Origin of the sequence: Pilimelia anulata, assembly GCF_014647895.1 — a bacterium.
In the GTDB taxonomy this organism is placed as follows: Bacteria; Actinomycetota; Actinomycetes; order Mycobacteriales; family Micromonosporaceae; genus Pilimelia; species Pilimelia anulata.
This window is the reverse complement of the sequence record NZ_BMQB01000001.1, coordinates 745,606-764,137: the sequence shown is the minus strand read 5'-3', so window position 1 is coordinate 764,137 and position 18,532 is coordinate 745,606. Positions and strand designations below refer to the sequence as shown.

At 74.6% G+C, this 18,532-nt stretch carries 18 protein-coding genes and 1 pseudogene; 8 read left to right on the top strand and 11 right to left on the bottom strand.

Annotation, left to right across the window (positions count from 1 at the left end; translation table 11 throughout):
- Nucleotides 1-41: 41 nt before the first annotated feature.
- From IEY94_RS03440 to IEY94_RS03420, 5 genes are all read right to left on the bottom strand, one after another.
- Entirely contained in the window at nt 42-3,392 is a 3,351-nt protein-coding gene (locus IEY94_RS03440) for a LamG-like jellyroll fold domain-containing protein (RefSeq protein ID WP_189168507.1), read from the bottom strand.
- Nucleotides 3,393-3,790: 398 nt separating this feature from the next.
- Nucleotides 3,791-5,662, bottom strand: a complete 1,872-nt coding sequence (locus IEY94_RS03435) for an NB-ARC domain-containing protein (protein WP_189168506.1) — start codon at nt 5,660-5,662, stop codon at nt 3,791-3,793.
- Between the two features lie 73 nt (nt 5,663-5,735).
- The gene (locus tag IEY94_RS03430) at nt 5,736-6,659 is read right to left on the bottom strand and encodes a hypothetical protein (RefSeq protein WP_229783273.1); all 924 of its coding nucleotides are present in this window, start codon (nt 6,657-6,659) and stop codon (nt 5,736-5,738) included.
- Nucleotides 6,660-6,828: 169 nt separating this feature from the next.
- Complete coding sequence (locus tag IEY94_RS03425) at nt 6,829-8,037, bottom strand: FAD-dependent monooxygenase (protein WP_189168505.1); 1,209 nt, start codon at nt 8,035-8,037, stop codon at nt 6,829-6,831.
- 188 nt (nt 8,038-8,225) lie between these two features.
- Nucleotides 8,226-8,978, bottom strand: coding sequence for an alpha/beta fold hydrolase (locus tag IEY94_RS03420; RefSeq protein ID WP_189168504.1), 753 nt, complete (start codon nt 8,976-8,978; stop codon nt 8,226-8,228).
- Between the two features lie 288 nt (nt 8,979-9,266).
- On the opposite strand from IEY94_RS03420, the gene IEY94_RS03415 reads away from it, so the two are divergent.
- Nucleotides 9,267-10,187, top strand: a complete 921-nt coding sequence (locus tag IEY94_RS03415; RefSeq protein ID WP_229783272.1) for a zinc metalloprotease — start codon at nt 9,267-9,269, stop codon at nt 10,185-10,187.
- Here the strand turns inward: IEY94_RS03415 and IEY94_RS03410 are convergent.
- Nucleotides 10,177-10,410, bottom strand: coding sequence for a hypothetical protein (locus IEY94_RS03410; protein ID WP_189168503.1), 234 nt, complete (start codon nt 10,408-10,410; stop codon nt 10,177-10,179). The genes IEY94_RS03415 and IEY94_RS03410 overlap by 11 nt on opposite strands.
- Between IEY94_RS03410 and IEY94_RS24220 the strand changes: the two genes are divergently transcribed.
- The 3 genes and pseudogenes from IEY94_RS24220 (at nt 10,315) to IEY94_RS03405 (ending at nt 11,294) form a co-directional block, all read left to right on the top strand.
- Nucleotides 10,315-10,515: a DUF6879 family protein gene (locus IEY94_RS24220; RefSeq protein ID WP_373291206.1), complete on the top strand. Its 201-nt coding sequence runs from the start codon at nt 10,315-10,317 to the stop codon at nt 10,513-10,515. The two genes, IEY94_RS03410 and IEY94_RS24220, sit on opposite strands and share 96 nt — an antisense overlap.
- Nucleotides 10,484-10,594 (top strand): annotated as a pseudogene (locus tag IEY94_RS23275) (hypothetical protein); the annotation flags it as partial. The gene IEY94_RS24220 and the pseudogene IEY94_RS23275, both read left to right, overlap by 32 nt.
- 136 nt (nt 10,595-10,730) lie before the next feature.
- Nucleotides 10,731-11,294, top strand: a complete 564-nt coding sequence (locus IEY94_RS03405; protein WP_229783335.1) for a DUF5753 domain-containing protein — start codon at nt 10,731-10,733, stop codon at nt 11,292-11,294.
- Here IEY94_RS03405 and IEY94_RS03400 read toward each other — a convergent pair.
- Entirely contained in the window at nt 11,227-11,583 is a 357-nt protein-coding gene (locus IEY94_RS03400) for a DUF6879 family protein (RefSeq protein ID WP_189168502.1), read from the bottom strand. The two genes, IEY94_RS03405 and IEY94_RS03400, sit on opposite strands and share 68 nt — an antisense overlap.
- Nucleotides 11,584-12,024: 441 nt before the next feature.
- On the opposite strand from IEY94_RS03400, the gene IEY94_RS03395 reads away from it, so the two are divergent.
- The 4 genes from IEY94_RS03395 to IEY94_RS03380 all read left to right on the top strand — a co-directional run bounded on the left by IEY94_RS03395 (nt 12,025) and on the right by IEY94_RS03380 (nt 13,327).
- Nucleotides 12,025-12,504 carry a DUF2975 domain-containing protein gene (locus IEY94_RS03395; protein WP_189168501.1) on the top strand — a complete coding sequence of 160 codons (480 nt, stop codon included), beginning with the start codon at nt 12,025-12,027 and terminating at the stop codon, nt 12,502-12,504.
- A complete protein-coding gene (locus IEY94_RS03390) occupies nt 12,504-12,710 on the top strand; it encodes a helix-turn-helix domain-containing protein (protein WP_189168500.1) in 207 nt (68 codons plus the stop codon). The genes IEY94_RS03395 and IEY94_RS03390 overlap by 1 nt, the downstream gene beginning before the upstream one ends.
- Nucleotides 12,703-12,882 (top strand): hypothetical protein, encoded by a 180-nt coding sequence (locus tag IEY94_RS03385; protein ID WP_189168837.1) that lies wholly within the window; start codon nt 12,703-12,705, stop codon nt 12,880-12,882. The genes IEY94_RS03390 and IEY94_RS03385 overlap by 8 nt, the downstream gene beginning before the upstream one ends.
- 115 nt (nt 12,883-12,997) lie before the next feature.
- The gene (locus IEY94_RS03380) at nt 12,998-13,327 is read left to right on the top strand and encodes a hypothetical protein (RefSeq protein ID WP_189168499.1); all 330 of its coding nucleotides are present in this window, start codon (nt 12,998-13,000) and stop codon (nt 13,325-13,327) included.
- Nucleotides 13,328-13,452: 125 nt separating this feature from the next.
- On the opposite strand, the gene IEY94_RS03375 is transcribed toward IEY94_RS03380, so the two are convergent.
- The 4 genes from IEY94_RS03375 to IEY94_RS03360 form a co-directional block, all read right to left on the bottom strand.
- Entirely contained in the window at nt 13,453-16,080 is a 2,628-nt protein-coding gene (locus tag IEY94_RS03375) for a helix-hairpin-helix domain-containing protein (protein ID WP_306341584.1), read from the bottom strand.
- Between the two features lie 251 nt (nt 16,081-16,331).
- Nucleotides 16,332-17,333, bottom strand: coding sequence for a cytochrome c biogenesis protein CcdA (locus tag IEY94_RS03370; RefSeq protein WP_189168497.1), 1,002 nt, complete (start codon nt 17,331-17,333; stop codon nt 16,332-16,334).
- Complete coding sequence (locus tag IEY94_RS03365; RefSeq protein ID WP_189168496.1) at nt 17,330-17,902, bottom strand: redoxin family protein; 573 nt, start codon at nt 17,900-17,902, stop codon at nt 17,330-17,332. The genes IEY94_RS03370 and IEY94_RS03365 overlap by 4 nt, the downstream gene beginning before the upstream one ends.
- 120 nt (nt 17,903-18,022) lie before the next feature.
- Nucleotides 18,023-18,433 (bottom strand): type II toxin-antitoxin system PemK/MazF family toxin, encoded by a 411-nt coding sequence (locus IEY94_RS03360; protein WP_229783271.1) that lies wholly within the window; start codon nt 18,431-18,433, stop codon nt 18,023-18,025.
- Between the last annotated feature and the right edge of the window lie 99 nt (nt 18,434-18,532).

Genomic DNA, 18,532 nt, shown 5'->3' with positions numbered 1-18,532 from the left:
CGTCCGAGGCGATCGGTTCGTGGGGCGATTCAGCAGCTGTTTCACAGGTCCGGGTCTTCCACCGGGGAAGCCATCGCCTGGATCGCGTACGCATCGGCGACGCCGTCGTACACGCGTAGTTCGTCCAGCACGCCGGCGAATGGGTCGCGCTGGGTACCGCCCGCGAGCATGCGGCCGAGTTGGAGGGCGCCGCCGGGCTTCCACGGCCGCGCATCGGCGACGTTCGCTGACGCGGCCCGGCGGCCGTCCACCCAAAGGACCAGCTCGTCGGTCACGGCGTCGTACGTGGCCGCCAAGTGCTGCCCCAGCTCCTCCCCTGCGGCCACGGGATCGGGATCGGTGAGCGTGGTGTACGTCGGCTTGTCGGCGTCCGTACCCGACAGCACCAGCTCCCAGTGGCCCGCGGCGGAGCAGCGGAGCGCCAGTAGGCTCGCCCGCGCGCCGACCTGAGCTACCGCGGCCATGTCCTTGCCACAGGTCATCCCCGGCAGGCGCGTGCGCACACCGAGGGTGAAGCTGCCGTTGAGTCCCAGCATCGGCTTGCTCGACCCGGCGTGGGCGTTCCGGCCGTCCAGGACCAGGTGTCCGCTGCCGACCAGCGGCTCGGGGGCGTCCGGCTGGCCGGCCGGCTGCTGGTACACGACCGCACCCCCGCCGACCGTCAACCCGGTTCCGGCCACCCCGCCCAACTCGGGGCTGACCCCGCCGGGCGCGGCGTTCAGCTGCCAGTAGCCGACCCGGCCCGGGGGACGCCGGGACAGCTCGGTGATCTCGGCCGGCACCACCACCCGGTCGTACACCGCCGTCGCCGCGATCTCCCCGATCCACCGGTCCCCGTGAGTACCCGCACCGACGAGTTGGCGGCCCACCTGCAGCGGCCCCGACCCGGCCCATCCGGCCCGCCGGTCGACCGCCGACCGTTGCTGCTGCGCGCCCACCACCAGGTACGCACGACCGGCATCCTTGTCCCAGGCGCCGAGCAGGTGCGTCCATACGCCGGTCCGGGCCGGAGCGTCGCTGCCGGCCACCGCGGCGGCGGTGCCGTCCGCGTGGGGCAGGCGGAATACCCACCGCTTGGTGCCGGCGTCGAAGCCCGGGCCGAACGCCGGCCCCGCCGTGCCGTCCTGGCTGACGGCAGCTCGCGACGCGGTCTCGTCCGCGAGGCGCACCCACGTGGAGACCGCGAACGAACCGGTGGTGTCGACCACTCCCGCACGCGTGGCGAGGTGACTGGCCGGGGTGCCAGCGAAGCCCACCGCGCCGTCGGTAACGCAATCCGGACGGCCCGCGCAGCCGGGCCCGCTGCGTCGCAGCTGCACCTCCGCACCGGGGACCAGCGGGTGCTGGTCCTGCTCGTCGGCCAGCTCGGCAGCGCCCGGCTCCTCACCGAACCGCCACTCGCCGAGCGCCGGCCGGTGCGGCACCGCGAACTGGCATACCGCAGCGGCGCTCGCGTTGCCGGCGGCGTCGACCGACTTCACGAACACGGTGTGGGTGCCGCTGCGATTCGCCATCCACCGCTCGCTGACCTCGCCGCCGGGCTGCGACGGCACCCGCCTGTCGTCGGGGGTCGGTTCGCGGTCGACCGCGAACAGGTAGTGCTTGAGGTCGGCGGACGTCGACCGGGCACGGAAGGTGCCGTAGCGCCCCGGGTAGCCGCGCCACTCGGTGTCGGGTACGCACTTCTCCCGGCCGCTCGGCGCTGTGTCGTCCGCGTGGTCGAGCGGCAGGAACTCCTCCGAATCGATGTCCGGGGCGGCCGGTGCCCGGGAGTCGACGACGAACTCGCATGGCGTGGCGTTGTACGGACTGTAGACGTTTGCCTCGTCCTTGGCCCGGGCGCTCCACTGCACCGTCGTGTTCTCCGGGACCGCCTCCTTGGCCAGATCGACGGTGAACCGACTCCCGGCGGCTGCCTTCCCCGCCGGGACGGTCTTCTCGGTGGTTTTCCCGTCGACCGTCCACTTCAGCCGAACCTCGGCCGAGAGCTTCTCCGCATTGTTCTTGCTACGGTCCGGATCGCGCATCATGAGGTACAGGTCGGGCTTCTCCCGGACGGTCGGGCGAGCGCTCCCCCAGGTACACAGGCCGCCCGGCGAAGCGGTGAGGTCGGCGGCCGCCGGTTGGCTCGGCGGCGTGTTGTACCGCACGGTCAGCATCGCGTTGTCACAGAAGCGACGCCAGGAGCGGACATCCGACTCGCTCTTGGCGCGCAGTCCGAATGTGGTGACGAGCGGCCCGTTGGAGGCGGCGGCGAGCCGAACCGCGCTGATCGCGTTGAATCGCGCGTTGCGGTTCGCGGTCGCCGCGCAGCTGAGCCGTCCCACCGGGGAGGCGCTGTTGATCGGCCGTTTGTCGAGCTTCGGTGCGTTGTTCCAGTTGGTGTTCTTGCTGATGCCGCTCAGTGCTCGATAGAGCTGGATCGGCCGTTTGCGGGGCTTGGCCTCCCAACTGTGCTTCTGCGTCACGGCGAACTCGGCCGAGAGAATCGTCTTGTTCCGGAAACTGGTGGGGAGGGTGTAGTACAGCCGCTTGGTCGTGACGCCGTTGCAGGTCCCGTCCGGGCAGCGGCCGACGCCCTCGTCCTTCGCCCCGTCGAACCGCCAGTACTCCTCGTTCGCGTACTCGCCGCCCGCGACCATCGCCCAGGCCGAACGCCTCGGTCCGGTCAGCACCGGATCCACGTAGAGCGGCCACTCGATCGCCGGTTCGGCGAGAAAGGCGATCGGGGGCTTCAGGCGCAGCCGCCCGTCGTCGATGGCGGCGTCCAGGACGGCGACCCGGGCACCGGCAGGCGGATCGGTCATCGGGTCGGCCGCCGGGTCCGCGGCCCGGGTGGCAGCCAGCCCGCGCGAATCCCACATGCGCGGCCGAGCGCTCCCGAACACCTCGACGCCGCTACCGAGGTCGGTGGCCGACAGCCGGCCGGACGCGTCGTGCTGGACCGACAACCCGCTGGTGTCCAGCGCGTACTCCACGCCGCCGGCGAGAGCGCGCGCCGCGCGGGCGTCCTTGACGACGAGTACGTGCGACACCGCGCTCCCGCTGACGGTGACCACCAGGTCGACGCCCGGGCGCACCTCGGCGTACGTGGCCCGCGCCCCGGTCACCGCGGGCTCCGGCAGGCGTTCGGGCCAGGACAGCCGCAACTCCCGGCCGACCCGGCGCAGGGTGAGCAGGGGGTCAGCGCCGCCGCCGGAGACGCGGACATCCAACGCGGCCGCTACCGGCCGCCAGGATCGGTCCGATGCCCGACGCAGCGTCGGGTCCAGGTCGTGCCACCGCCCGGCGCGGTACGTGCGCACCGGCTCCGTGTGGACGGTCTCGGTGATCGAGCCGTCGGGGTTGGCCACCGCTGCTCGAGTCTCGCTCCTGCCGGCCGTGATCTCCACAGGGCGACCGGAGGCGGCGGCGTCAGCGCGGGCCTGCAGTTCGGTGACGACAGGGTCGGGCGGCGACGCGACGGCGGATGCGGCGACGGGCGCGGTGGACGTTGCCACGGCCAACGCAGTCGATCCAAGCAGAGGGTACCGATCAGCGCGGCAGCACGTCGCCATCGAATCCCGATTATCGTTGCCATGCCCATCCCCCGCGTCGGATCCGTGTCGCATTGATCGGTGTCACGCGAGACCCTAGGGGGAATGACCAGGTGCGCTCAAGGCGGTCTATTTATTGCCTATCGGACCGAACACGGCTGTTTCGGACAGATGGCCACTGTCGGACTCCCGACAGTCGAACATGTCCTCGCTGTCGGGCTGGTTCGGCACGGCGTCCGTGCGGTCGTGGATGCTTACGCCAGGGCTGCTGGGGTCGCGCTTCGGGGGCCGGCCCGCCGGAGCTCGCTGAGCTGGCTGTGCGCCGCGGCCGCACCCGAGGCGTCGCCGAGGGCGGTGTATCCGGCCAGCGCAGCGGCCAGGTGTTCACGCGCGGCCGAGACGTCCGGCGGCTCGGCCCGGCTGCGGACGGCGCCGAGGCCCGCGTGCGCGTGGGCGGTACCGGGGCCGTCGCCGACCGCCAGGTACCGCCGCAGCGCCCGCCCGAGCGCCGCCGCGGCCCGGGCGTGGTCGCCCGCGTCCAGGTACGCCAGGCCGCGCTCGTACAGCACATTGGCCAGGCCGCGGGTGCGGACCGGGCCGCGCGGCATCGACCGGAACGCCCGCTCGGCCGCGGTCAGCGCGATGAACGCGGCCGGGAGCTGGCCCTGGAGGCGCAGGACGGTGCCGCGGTGGTGCAGCGCGGTACCGCGGGCCAGCGGGTCGGCCGCGGCGTCGGCCGCCCGCCGGTACAGCTCCACCGCCGTCGCCCACGGCCCGTCGTGCCGCAGGAACCCGGCCAGCGACTCGATGAGGTCCACCAGGACGGCCGCGCTGGCCGGCGGCCACTCGACCGGGTCGGGGGCGGCCGGGCCGGCGGGCAGCCGGCGGGCGCAGCCGAGCAGCGCGGTGCGGGCGCGGCGGAACCAGCGCAGCGCCGCCGCGTGCCCGGCCGGCGTCGCGGCCTCGGCCCAGCCGGGCGGGCGGGTGTGCCGCAGCAGGAGGTGGCCGGCGCGCGCGGCCTCGGCGCGGGCCCGGTCGGCGTACCGGGTGTGCAGCCGGTCCCGGGCCGCCCGCCGGACGGCGGGGTCGACGCCGTCGAGCAGTTCGCGGGCGTACCGGGCGACCGGGTCGAGCAGGTGCCAGCGCACGCCGTCCGGCTCGATCAGGCCGGCCCGGCACAGCTCCGCGGCGAGGTCGGCGGGGGCGGTCGGGCCGAGCAGGTCGGCGGTCGCGGCCGCGCCGAAGGTGCGGCCGGGGTGCAGCGCGAGCAGCGGGAACAGGCCGGCGTACCCCGGCCGGCGCTCGTCCAGGCAGGCCAGCGCCAGCCGCACGGCGGCGGCGACCGGGTCGGCGGCGACGGGGTCGGCGGCGGGCCGGGGCAGGTCGGCGATCCGCGGTTCGGGGTGCTGCCGCAGCGTCCGGGCGACCAGCGCGATCGCCAGCGGCAGGCCGGCGCAGCGCGCGGCGAGCGCCCGCAGCGCGGCGGGCTCGGCGGCCGGGCGGGGGTCGCCGGCGGCGAGCAGGCCGCGCAGCAGGTCCGCGGCGGCGGCCGGCGGCAGCGGGCCGAGCCGGCGGGTGGCGAAGCCGGGCGGGGTCAGCTTGTCCCGCGCGGTCACCAGGACGCGGTGCGGCGTGTCCGGCCCGGGCGCCAGCGCGCTGATCTGCGTCCAGTCCAGCGCGTTGTCGAACAGCAGCAGCGTCGCCGGCCGGTCGGCGAGCAGCCGGTGCAGCCGGTCGTACTCCCCGGCGGGGTGGCCGGGGATCGGCCGGTCCGGCGCGCCGGCGGCCGCCAGCAGGCCGCGCAGCAGCGCGGCCGGGGTGACCGGGTCGGTGGGGCTGTCCCCGCGCAGGTCCGCCATGATCGCGCCGCCGGGGAAGTGGCCGGCGCGGACGGCCCGGTCGGCGGCGGCCCGGGCGAGGACGGTCTTGCCGACGCCGCCCGGCCCGCACAGCGCCACGTGCCGGTCCGGGCCGGGGCCGGTGAGCGCGGCGACGATCGGGGCGACGTCGGTGGCGCGGGCGAGCGGTTCGCCGCCGCGCGGCGGCCGGACCGGGTACCACGGCCCGCCGACGTCCGTGGTCGGACTGTCCGATCCGGCCGGTCCGCCGGTGCGCCGCTCCGCCATGCCGCTCCCCCTCCGCCGGTTCGCCGCTCCACTGGGGATAACGCGGCGGCCGGGCGGATGGCGTCGGCGCGGATCAGATCCCGTTGATGGCCTCGGCGTAGGCGGCCGGCGAGCCCTCCCGGGCGCACGCCTTCATGTCGTCGTACAGCCACATGAACCCGCCGACGATGCCGGCCGACTGCTGCCAGGACTTCATCCTGCTGCGCACGCGGTCCGGGCTGTCGCCCTCGCGGCACCCGCTGCCGTGCCGACTCCACAGGCCCGGGTCGACGGGCAGGCCCAGGTCGCGGCCCCACGCGGCGGGGTCGTTGCCCTGCCCGCCGGCGTAGTTCTGCAGGTACACCCGGTCGACCAGGCCGCCCAGGTTCGACTTGAGGCTGCGCCAGAAGCCCCGGTTCGTGTACGGCACGAAGGTGAACCGGTACCCCAGCTTCTCGCCCATCCGGGCGAACGCGACGGTCGAGTCGAGGTGGTACTCGGCCTCGTCGTCGTTGTTGAGCGCGTCCGCGCCGGTGGCCGACTTCAGCGCGGCGAAGTTGCGGTACAGGATGCTCTTCTCGCCCGTGCCCCCGGCGGCGATGAGCTTGCGGATCACCGCCCAGTCGTTCGGGCCGGCGGAGCCGACCGACACCTCGATCCGGTCGACCGAGGTCGGGGCCTGCTTGAGCGTCCGGAGCCGGTTCGGCCAGCCGGCGTCGCCGATGTACCTGCCGTCGGCGACGATGCGGTGGTCGTTGTAGTAGAGGTCGCCGTTGTCGTGGACGTGGATCGCCCACAGGATCACCGTGGTGAAGCCGGAGGACCGCAGCGTGTCCATCACGGCCTGGCCGTCGCTGTAGAACGGCCCGCCGCCGTAGATCGCCGACCGGCCGCGCTCGGCGGGTTGCGGCGAGACGGGTTGCGGGGCGGCGGCGGCCGGGGTGGGCGCGGCGAGCGCCACGACGACGGCGGCGCAGGCTGCGGCGAGGCGGCGCAGCCGGTTCCCGGGGTTCGCCATGCGGTACTCCGAATCGGTCGGGACCGGCGGGGGTGGGTGCGCCCGGCGGCGCCCGGCGCCCCGCGGGCGGCCCGGTCCCGCCCGGCGGCCGGTCAGGCGATGATAAGGAACCGGCGCCGCCCGCGGGGCCCGGCGACATCGAGAACTTTCCACGTTTGACGCCCCGGATTCACGCCGGCGGAGCGGGCGCGAACGGGTAGTCCGGCAGCGCGATCGCGTCGCTGCGGGACAGGAACCGCTCCATCAGCAGCCGCAGCGGCCAGTGCAGCATGAGCCGCATGGACGTGTCCCGCGCCGCCAGCGCCAGCCTCGTCGCCGGCAGGAAGGTGCGCAGCGCGCCGGGTGGCAGCTCCTGGCACTGCGCCACGTACGGGCGCAGCCGCCGCTCGTACGCCGCCACCGCCGCCGCGTGGTCCCCGCGGGCGAGCAGCAGCTCGCCGGCCAGCACGTACGCGCCGACGAGGGCCAGCGCGGTCCCCAGGCCGGTGATCGGCGACGGGCAGTACCCGGCGTCGCCCAGCAGCACCGCCCGCCCGCTGCTCCACCGCGGCAGCCGCACCTGTCCGACCGGCGCGACCACCAGGTCGTCGGCGGACCCCGCGGCCGCCAGCAGCCGGGGCGCCAGCCAGCCGACCCCGGCGAACCGCTCCGCCAGCTCCCGCCGCTGCGCCGCCGGGTCGGCCGGGGCGCGGTGGCCGTCCGGCGTCCGGTACGCGAACATCGCGTTGGTCGTCCCCGGCCGCCCCGCGCGGATGCCGACGCCGCGGCCGTCGCCGGTGGAGTACTGGAGCATCCAGCCGGCCGCCTCGACCGGGAAGGGCGCGGTGAAGTACGCCAGGTGCGCGCCGAGCGGCCGCAGATGCCCACCGCCGGCGCCGAACGCCAGCTCGCGCAGCGGCGAGCCGACGCCGTCGGCGCCGACCACGAGGTCCGCCCGCAGCTCGTCGCCGCCGGCCAGCGTCGCCCGCACCCCGTCGCCGTCGTCGCGCAGCGCGGCGATGGTGTCGCCGAACCGGTACGCCACCCGGTCGCGGGTGTCGGCGTACAGCAGGTCGGCGAGGTCCCCGCGCAGGATCTCGATGTCCGACACGATGCCCTTGCCGCCGAAGTCGTCCACGGTCATCTCGACCAGGTGCCGGCCGCCGGCGTCGACGAAGGCGAACCCGCGCTCGGGCGCGCGGGCGGCCAGGACGGCGTCCAGCAGGCCCATCCGCCGGACCACCTCGCGGCACACGCCGCGCAGGTCGACGGCGTGGCCGCCGCGGCGCGGGGCCGGGGCGACCTCGACGACGGTGGCGGTGAAGCCGGCGCGGACCAGCCAGTGCGCCAGCGCCGGCCCCGCGATCCCGCCACCCTGGATGAGCACGTGCCCCGTCATGTGTCCCCCGTTCCGCGCCACCGACCATAGTGGTGCCGGGCGACATGCTGCACTCGCCGGCGGTAGCGAATGAGGCGGGACGGCGGCTCCCGGACCGCTGCCGGGGGTCGCCGGCTTGCTGGCCGACATGCGGCGCCCGTGCCACGACCTCCTCGCACCGCCGGCCGGCGCACGCGCCGGGGCCGCCGTCAGTCGAGGAAGCGCTCGAGCAGCGTGGCCAGCCGTACGGGCGCCTCGAACATGCCGTAGTGGCCGGCGTCGGTGAGCACGGCGGACTCGGCGTTCGGGTAGTCCGCGCACCAGGTCGACGCCACCCACGCCGGGCCCAGCGCCGGGTCGTGCTCGCCGGCGATCGCCAGCGCCGGTACGGCGGCCCCGCGGACCTCCGCGGCGAAGTCGGCGTGCGCCCAGGCGGCCAGGTACGCGCCGAACGCCTTCGGGTCGCTGGTCGAGGTCGAGAACGCCGCCATCGCGTCCAGCCACCGGCCGGTCAGCCGGCTGCCGGTGGTGAAGTCGATGATCTGCCGGCGCTTGGCCGGGTCCGCGGCGGCGCCGTCGAACAGTGCCCACCCGTCGGCGTCGAACGGGAACCCGGCCGCCGACACCGGGCTGATGCCGGCGAGGCGCTCGACCCGGTCCGGGGCGTCGGCGTACACCCGCTGGATCGCCGCGCCGCCCATCGAGTGCCCGACCAGCGCGAACCGTTCCCAGCCCAGCTCGTCGGCGAGCGCGAGAGTGTCGCCGGCGATCTCGGCGAGGGTGTACTCGCCGGTCTCGGCGCGCCGGCTGCCGTACCCGCGGTAGTCGAGGAAGGCGTAGCTGAACCGGTCGGGGTCGATGAGGTCGGTCAGCCCGCCCCAGTTGTGCGCGGCGCCGAACCAGCCGTTGAGGGCGATGACGCGGCGCGGACCGGTACCGACGCGGACGTGACCGATGGCCATGCGGCTCTCCTTGATCGCGGATGAGTAGACCGGCAAATCTTCGCATCATTCCAGTCACGGTACGAAAAGGGAACCGATCCGTCGGGCACCCGACACTGCCCGTGACTCAACGGGGCCGTTCCCTCACTATGGGCGTCAACGGTGGGGCTCGCCCTGCCGGCGGGGAGACGGGTGCTGGGTGGGAGTTTCGCGAATCCTCGCGACCGGTGGTCCGTGGGCCGACCCCCTCGGTCGGCCCACACCACTCCCCCGGCGGCCGACCGCGCGCGGAACGCCGAAGGGAGACCCATGACCCCCACCGACGAGGAGCCCCCACCGGGTGGCTGGTGCGCGACGATGGCCGTCCACCGGCGGCTGCTCGACGCGGACCCGGTGTACGCGCAGACCCGCGCGGACATCGAGAGCTTCACCTTCAGCCGCAAGGGCTGGGCCCGCGGCCGCCCGCGCGAGGTCGTGACGATCCCGGTGGTCGTCCACGTGGTCTGGAACGCCGAGGCGCAGAACATCGACGACGCCCAGGTACACCGGCAGCTCGACGTCCTCAACGCCGACTTCCGCTCCCGCAACGCCGACCTCGGCGGCGTCCCCGACGTGTGGCGGGACCGGGTCGGCGACGGCCGGATCGAGTTCGCGCTCGCCACCGCCGACCCCAGCGGGTCGCCGACCAGCGGCATCACCCGCACCCGGACCAGCGTCCGCGCGTTCGGCGCCAACGACACCGTGAAGTCCACCCGGACGGGCGGCGCGCCCGGCTGGCCGGCGGACCGGTACCTCAACGTGTGGGTCTGCCAGCTCGGCGGCGGACTGCTCGGCTACGCGCAGTTCCCCGGCGGGCCGCCGGAGACCGACGGCGTGGTCCTCCTGCACTCGGCCACCGGAACCGGCGGAACGGCCCGGGCGCCGTTCGACCTGGGGCGGACGGCGACGCACGAGGTCGGGCACTGGCTGAACCTGCGGCACATCTGGGGCGACGACGGCGAGGGTTGCAGCGGCAGCGACTTCGTGGCGGACACGCCGAACCAGGGCGGGCCGAACACCGGGCGGCCGGCGTGGCCGCAGCTCTCCTGCAACAACGCGCCGGAGGGGGACATGTTCATGAACTACATGGACTACACCGACGACGCCGGCATGTTCATGTTCACCAAGGGGCAGGTGGAGCGAATGGACGCGTGCCTCGCCGGGCCGCGCTCGTCTTTCGTCACGACGTAGCGCAGCAGGGAAGGCGGTAGCCGTTGCGCACGATCAGCCACGACGATTTCATGCGCCTCCCGCACGAGAACCGATCATCGTCGCTGGCGAGGATCACCGGTGGGCGGAGCGATCGGCGCTGGTGGCGGTGCCGGTCCCGATCACCGACTTCTACGTCCTGGACGGCCGAGCGGTCATCCTCCTGTTCTTCGACCCGCGCGGCGCGGTGGAACGCTACGTCCACAGCGACGAGTCCTCCCTGGTGGAAATGTGCCGCGGATCGTTCGGGGCCGCGTGGCCACTGAGCACCCCCCACAATGAGTACCGAACCGCTATCGTTCCTCGATGACCAACGCAAGCAGTTGGGCGCCCGACTCCGCCGTCTACGCAAGTCGGCGGGGCTGACGGGCCGGGCGCTCTCGGCTGCGACGGGCATCCACTTCACCTCGATCAGCCGGATCGAGAACGGCAGGGGTCGCACCCTCGGAGCGCCAGCTTCGAGGGTGGTGTGCCGCCTGCGGAGCGGCAGCGCACCCGGACGACCTGGTGGCCACTCTGCACGCAGTGGACAAGATGTACCGGGAGTACAAGGGCTTGGTACGGCGCGGTATGAAGGGCGTCTACCACGCCGGTACCGCCGCCCGGTACGAGCGGACCAGTGTCTTCCGCGTTCACGAGATCAACGTCATTCCGGGCATGTTCCAGGTCGAGGGGTACATGCGCGCCGTGCTGAAATGGTGGCGCACCTTCCATCAGGCGCCGAACGACGACGACGCCACCGTGGCCATGCGGCTGCCGCACATCAGCGTCGGCGTGATCCCGCTGCGAGGCGAGACGTCGCGCTATTCCAATGTGGGCTTCTGGATCCGGGACGACGCCATGGTCACGCTCGAAACCCCGACCGCCGGCCTCCGACTGACCCGCCCGAGTGAGATCCCGCTCTACGCCGGCATCTTCGCTGCCCTCCAGAACCGGTCCGTCTACGGCACCGAAGCTCGCCACCTGATCGCCACCGCCCTCGCAGACCTCCAGCTCGGAGGGCCGGTGTCGTACGGCCACCTCAGGATGCAGGCCGATAGACATCGTGCGGCACAGCAACGTCCCGGGCTCGACGAAAGGCTTTCGTGACGGCCTCGACCACTCGAGGTTCCGAGACCAAGGAGTATCCGGCCGGGTTCAGCGCACCGTCGAAGTGCAGGAGCATCAGCTCGGCTTCATCGAGGATGTTGAAGTCCGTCGGCGGCAGCAGGCAATCGGCCAGGTTTCTGCGGTTGGTCCATCGAGTGGTGTCCCCCGCCTCGTTCGACCTCCCCGTCTGCTCGTGGGTGAAGCGCCAGTAGTCATTGAGCGGTTCATCCACCACCTTGATGCGCTTCACGTCCTTGCCGGCGGCACGCAGGCTGGACATGTACTCCATCCAATCACGGTGATACTCCCAGTCCATTTACGCCGGCATCGAGCCACTTCCTGCACTCGGCATCGTCGTGTCGCTGACGTACTCGCGCTGAAACTCCATACGCCACCGCGACCGGTTGATACTCCGCAACCTCGCCGCGAAATCCGCGCCGGATAGCTCCTTCTTGTCCAACACCCCTCCAGTCCCCGGATGCGGCGCTCGCGCCGCTGGCCGTGGCCCGAGTGTCCGGCTCCCATCATGGGTCACGAAGCAATAACTTCCATAGTGGATCGCTCGCCGCTCCGTCCCGGCGAACATGGGTGAGGTACCGGATCAGGGCTGGATTGCGTCGCCCAGCCCACGATCACGAGCTGGGCGGCCCCGCGGCCCTCCCGCGAGACCGACAGAATGATGATCTCGTGAGCTATTGACTTTCGATAGGTTCGTGCTGATACTCGATGTATGGTTACCGAGAATCGAGCGGTTGCGCTGCTCCGTGTCTTCCTTGTCGTCCTGTTCGGGATCCTGCTGGTCTTCCAGACCCTGTCCATGCCGGGGCAGTTCGCGCACATGGCACGCGAATCACCACAGGACGCCCACCTGCGCTGGCCCCTGACCGCCATCGCCGTCGTCCTCATCCTCTGCGTGCAGGTGGTGCTCGTCGCCACCTGGAAACTGCTGACCCTCGTCAAGCGGGACCGCATCTTCAGCCAGGCCGCGATGATCTGGGTCGATGCGATCGTCTGGTCGATCGGCACGGCGTGGCTCGTCCTGGTCGGCGTTTTCACGTGGGTCGTCCTGCACGCCGACGACCCCGGCATGCCGATGCTGCTGCTCCTGCTGCTCACCGGGGTCACCGTGGTGGGGCTGCTGATGGTCGTCATGCGCGCGCTGCTGCAGAAGGCGACCGCGCTGCGCACCGACCTGGAAGCGGTCATCTGATGGCCATCGTCGTCCGCATCGATGTCCAGTTGGCCAAGCGCAAGATGAGCGTCGGCGAGTTCGCCGAACGGGTCGGGCTCACGCCCGCGAACGTGGCGGTGCTGAAGAACGGCCGGGCCAAGGCCGTGCGGTTCAGCACGCTGGAGGCCATGTGCCGGGTGCTCGACTGCCAGCCCGGCGACCTGCTGGAGTGGGTCGATGAATGAGAAGGGGAAGGCCATGGTGTACGTCCCGGCGGCCGCGCTGGTCGTCGCGCTCGGCGCCGCCGCGGTCTGGTACGGCGGGAAGGACGACTCGCCCGGACTCCAGCTCATCGGCGTCGTGCTCGTCGTGGGCGCGGTGGTGTGGTGCGTGCGGGCCGTGCGGCGGAGCCGGTGACCGTACCGGTCGCCCGCCGGCGGGCCGGGGCCGGCGCTACGCCGATTCGCACATATTGATTGTGTTTGACAGCGTGTTACCGTGTCGACACACTGTCCGGACACGGAGGTGAGTCGTGAGCCCGAGCCCGCCGCCCGCGCTGTTCCGCCGCTGGGTACACGTGCACGAGGAGGACGAGGCCGGCGTCCGGGTGTACCGGCCGGCGGACGCGCCGCTGCCGCCGGCCCGCGGGCGGGACGGCATCGAGTTCCACCCGGACGGCAGCCTCTGCCAGTACTCTCCCGGCCCGGCCGACGCGCCGGTCGGGCGGGACGGGGCGTGGCGGGTGGCCACCCCGGACACGCTGGAGATCACCTCGGCGCGCGGGGCCGGCCGGTTCGAGATCGTCAGCGTCGACGACGACGAACTGCGCCTCCGCCCGGCGACCGCCGGCTGCCCGGGCTGACCCACCCGGACCACCTCCCACCAGACCATTCGCGTGGCCCGGCCGGATGGCGTTGGCCGACCGGCCGGGCGGCGAGGTCAGGCCACGCCGGCGCGGAGAGGTCAGGTCAGCCGGCGCGGAGAAGGTCAGGCCAGGCCGGCGCGGCGCAGGGCGTCGGCCATCGCGCTGTCCGGCGCCGGGCGCCCGCCCTGCCCGCCCGACCCGCGGCCCCGGTCCGCGCCCTTGCGCTCGCGGTCGCTCCGCTGCCCGGTACGGCCACCCGCGTCCCGCTGCCCGGACCGCTCGCCGCGCCCGTCGCCGCCCCGCTGCCCGGACCGCTCGGCGGCCGGCTGCCCCGCGCGACCCTCGCCCCGCTGCCCGGATCGATCACCGCGCGCCGCCCCGCCGCGCTGCCCCGCCCGGTCACCGCGCGCGTCGCCGGCCCGCTGCCCGGCCCGGTCCGACCGGCCACTGCCGTCCCGGCCGGCACCGCCGCCGTCCCGACCAGCGCCGCCGTCCCGACCAGCACCGCCCTCCCGACCAGCGCCGCTGTCCCGGCCGGCGCCGCCGCGCGCGCCCTCGCCCCGCGGGCGCGGCGGGCGGGCGTCGTCGGCCGTGCGCATCGTCAGGGAGATGCGCTTGCGGACCGCGTCCACCTCCAGCACCCGGACCTTGACGATGTCGCCCGACTTGACCACATCCCGCGGGTCCTCGACGTACCGGTCGGCCAGCGCCGAGATGTGCACCAGCCCGTCCTGGTGGACGCCGACGTCCACGAAGGCGCCGAAGGCCGCGACGTTCGTCACCACGCCCTCCAGCAACTGGCCGGGGCGCAGGTCGGCGAGCGTCTCCACGCCCTCGGCGAACGCGGCGGTCCGGAAGCCGGGGCGCGGGTCGCGGCCGGGCTTCTCCAGCTCGGCGAGGATGTCGGTGACGGTCGGCAGGCCGAAGTTGTCGTCGGCGAACTCCGCCGGGCGCAGCGGGCGCAGGGCCGCGGCGTTGCCGGCCAGGGCGGCGACGTCCGTACCGGCGGCGGTCGCGATGCGGCGGGCCAGCGGGTACGCCTCGGGGTGCACGCCGGAGGCGTCCAGCGGGTCGGCGCCGCCGGTGATCCGCAGGAAGCCCGCGCACTGCTCGAACGCCTTGGGGCCGAGCCGCGGTACGCCGTGCAGGTCCGCCCGGGAGCCGAACCGGCCGCGCGCCTCGCGGTGCCGGACGATGTTCTCCGCCAGCGTCGGGCTGATCCCGGAGACCCGGGCGAGCAGCGGCACCGACGCGGTGTTGAGGTCGACGCCGACGCCGTTGACGCAGTCCTCGACGACCGCGTCCAGCGAGCGGGCCAGGCGGGACTCGGCGACGTCGTGCTGGTACTGGCCGACGCCGATCGAGCGCGGTTCGATCTTGACCAGCTCGGCCAGCGGGTCCTGCAGGCGGCGGGCGATGGAGACGGCGCCGCGCAGCGAGACGTCCAGCTCGGGCAGCTCCTCGGACGCGTACGCCGACGCCGAGTAGACCGACGCGCCGGCCTCCGAGACGACCACCTTGATCAACCCGGGCCGCAGCTTGACCAGGTCGGCGGCGAGCCGGTCGGTCTCCCGGGACGCCGTGCCGTTGCCGATGGCCACCAGTTCGATGGCGTGCTGTTCGCAGAGTTTCGCGAGCGTGGCCAGGGACGCGTCCCACTGGCGGCGCGGCTCGTGCGGGAAGATCGTGGCCGTCTCGGCGACCCGGCCGGTGGCGTCGACGACGGCGACCTTCACGCCGGTGCGCAGGCCGGGGTCCAGGCCGAGGGTGGACCGCGGGCCGGCGGGCGCGGCCAGCAGCAGGTCGCGCAGGTTGCCGGCGAACACCCGGACGGCCTCGTCCTCGGCCGCCTGCCAGAGCCGGGCGCGCAGGTCGATGCCGAGGTGCACGAGGATGCGGGTGCGCCAGGACCAGCGAACGGTGTCCAGCAGCCACTTGTCCCCGGTCCGGCCGCGGTCCTCGACGCCGACGTGCGCGGCGATCCGGGCCTCGTACGTGGTGCGCACGCCCGGCGCGGGCGGCTCGGCGTCCGGCTCCAGGGCGACGTCGAGGACGCCCTCCTTCTCGCCCCGGAACAGCGCCAGCACCCGGTGCGCGGGCAGGCTGGTGAACGCCTCGGCGAAGTCGAAGTAGTCGGCGAACTTCGCGCCCTCGGTCTCCTTGCCGGCGCGGACCCGGGCGGCGACCCGGCCGCGCTGCCACATCTGCTCGCGCAGCTCGCCGATGAGGTCGGCGTCCTCGGCGCAGCGCTCGACCAGGATCGCCCGCGCGCCCTCCAGCGCGGCGGCGGCGTCGGCGACCGCGACCTCCGGGTTGACGTACGCACCGGCGACGGTCAGCGGGTCGCCGGTCGGGTCGGTGAGCAGCAGCTCGGCGAGCGGGCCGAGGCCGGCCTCGCGGGCGATCTGGGCCTTGGTCCGGCGGCGCGGCTTGTACGGCAGGTAGATGTCCTCCAGCCGCGCCTTGGAGTCGGCGGCGGCGATCCGCTCGGCCAGCTCGTCGGTGAGCTGGCCGCGGGAGCGGATCGATTCGAGGACGGTGGCCCGCCGGTCCTCCAGTTCGCGCAGGTACCGCAGCCGCTCCTCCAGCGTGCGGAGCTGGGCGTCGTCGAGGGAGTCGGTGGCTTCCTTGCGGTACCGGGCGATGAACGGCACGGTGGCGCCGCCGTCGAGCAGGCCCACCGCGGCGGTCACCCGGCCGGTCTCGACGCCGAGTTCCGCGGCCAGGCGCTGATCGATCATGGAGGTCACGTGCGCCATTCTGCCGCTCCCGCCGCCGGCTGTCGCGGGGGCGCCCCGGCGGCGGGCCCGGCGTCACCCTCCGCGCGCGCGGCGACACCCCCCGCCGACCATCCACAAAGATCAACATGCCCCGGACGCAACGCCCGGCGACGCCGCGGCGTCCGGGCCCGGCGCGGGATGCGCGGCGCGGGGGGGCGCTCGGAGGGCAGAGGCTCGGCAACGGCTCGATGAGCGCGGCGCCCGAGGGTGCGCCCGGCCGGTCAGCGCGGCGGGGCGGCGACCCGCGGGCGGGGGCGGCGGGAGGCTGGCGCCGGCGCCGTGAAGCGCGGCCACCGGCCCGCCGCGAGCCGGCGCCCGGCCAGCCGGCGGGAGACGACCCGGCGGGCGGCGCGCAGCGGGCGGCCGCGCCGGCCCGGACCCGCGGCCGCGCGGCGGGCGCGCAGCCGCGGGCCGACCGCGAGCGCGAGCACCAGCACGGCCAGGGCGGCGAGCGCGGCGGCCAGCACCCGCGGGTCCAGCGCGGCCAGCGTGCCGGCCGCGGCGCGCTGGGCGGCCGCGCCCGCCGCGACGACCGGGTCGCCCGCGGCCGCCGCCGGGTCGCGCAGCACCCGCAGCTCGTACCAGCCGTAGTACGCCAGGTACGCGCCGGCGACCGCGAGCAGCCCGCCGGCGAGCCGGGGCAGCCACGCCGACAGCCGGCGCAGCCGGCCGAGCAGCCAGCTCCGGGCGAGGACGACGGCCAGGCCAGTGACCGCGACGACGGCGCCCATGCCGGCGGCGTACCCGAGGAAGGGCAGCACCCCGCCGCCGCGGGCGCCGGCCAGCACGACGGCGAGGAACGGCCCGATCGCGCAGCTCAGCGACGCCGCCGCGTACGCCGCGCCGAACGCCACCAGCGACCACGCCGAGCCGGTCAGCCGCGGCGCGCGGGTGATGCCGCGGGGCAGCGGCAGCGCCCGGCCGGCGGCGACCAGCGCGCCGGTGCCGACCAGGACCGCGCCGAGCACGATCGTCACCCACGGCAGCCGCGGTTGCAGCACCGGGCCGAGGGCGTCCAGCAGGGCGCCGGCGGCGGCGAACACCGCGGCGAAGCCGGCGGTCATCGCGGCGGCGCCGCGCAGCGCCCGGCGGGCGGCCCGGGCCGGCGGGTCGCCCGGCGCGGCGAGCAGGGACAGGTACGCCGGGAGGACGGCGAAGCCGCACGGGTTCACGGCGGCGACGGCGCCGGCGGTGACGGCCAGCGCCCAGTCGGCGCCGGTCACGCGGCCAGCTTCTCGACCCGGCGGGTCAGGTCCAGCGAGTCCAGCCAGCCCTTGTGCAGCACGTTGCCGTCGGCGTCGAGGATGACGAACACGCTCTGCTCGACGATCCCGAACCGCCGCCACACCGCGCCGGCGCCGTCGTCGAGGTGCCGGACGCCCTCGACCTTGGTGTCGGTGATGAACTCGCGCATGGCCGGGCGGCTGCCCAGGCCGGCGACGCCGACGATGCCGACGCGGTCGCCGTACTGCTTCGTCAGGTCGGTCATGGTCGGGGCCTGGCCGGCGCAGGTGGCGCAGAACGGCGCCCAGAACCAGAGCACCGCGGGCTTGCCGGCGAGGCCGCCGCCGTCGAACGCCGCGCCGTCGATGGTCTTCCCGGTGAACCGCAGCGCCGCCGGTACGACGGCGGGCGGGGCGGGGTCCGCGGCGGCGGGGCTCGCGGCAGCCCCGGCCGTGGCCGCCGCGCGGGCGGCGGGCGGGGGCGGCTCGTCGGCCGGGGCGACCGGCGCGCAGCCGGCGGCGCCGACCAGGAACAGGCCGGCGAGGGCGATACGGACTCGACGGGGCACAGCCACCTCCGGACACACGGAGTACGAGGTCACGCAGGGGTACGGGCGGCGCGGCCGGAGAGTTCAGCCGCCGCCGGATGACCGGGCCGCGGGCCCGGGGCCGGTGGGACCGGCGGGGCGTCAGAGTTCGAAGAGGAAGCGCAGCGCGTCGTGCAGCCGGGCCATGCTCGACCCGGTGATCATGCCGATCCGCTCGGCCCCGGCGTAGGCGGGCAGCCGGCGGAGCCGGTTCAGCACGACGACGCCGGTGATCGGGTCCTGCTCGGCCAGCGGGACCGCGTACGGGGGCAGGTCGGCCATGCCGCGCAGCCGGACGATCGGCGCGCACAGCGGGGCGGCGTTCTCCCGGTCGTTGTACGCGTCGCCGGTGAGCACCAGCACCCGGTACCGCAGGTCGCTGCGGTTGCCCACCGTCCAGACCTCGCCCTGCCGCATCCGGGCCGGCGGGGGCAGCGCGGCGCCGGGGTCGGACTCGGTCAGCCCACCGGCGGCGCCGTCGGCACCGAAATCTGGCGGGGGCGTGGCGCGCATTGGGCGAGCCTACCTGCCGATCAGGGGTTTGCGGCACGCGCCGCGCACCCCGATCCGGGCCGGTCCACTCAGGATTCGCCGCCCGTTCGGGGCCCCGCT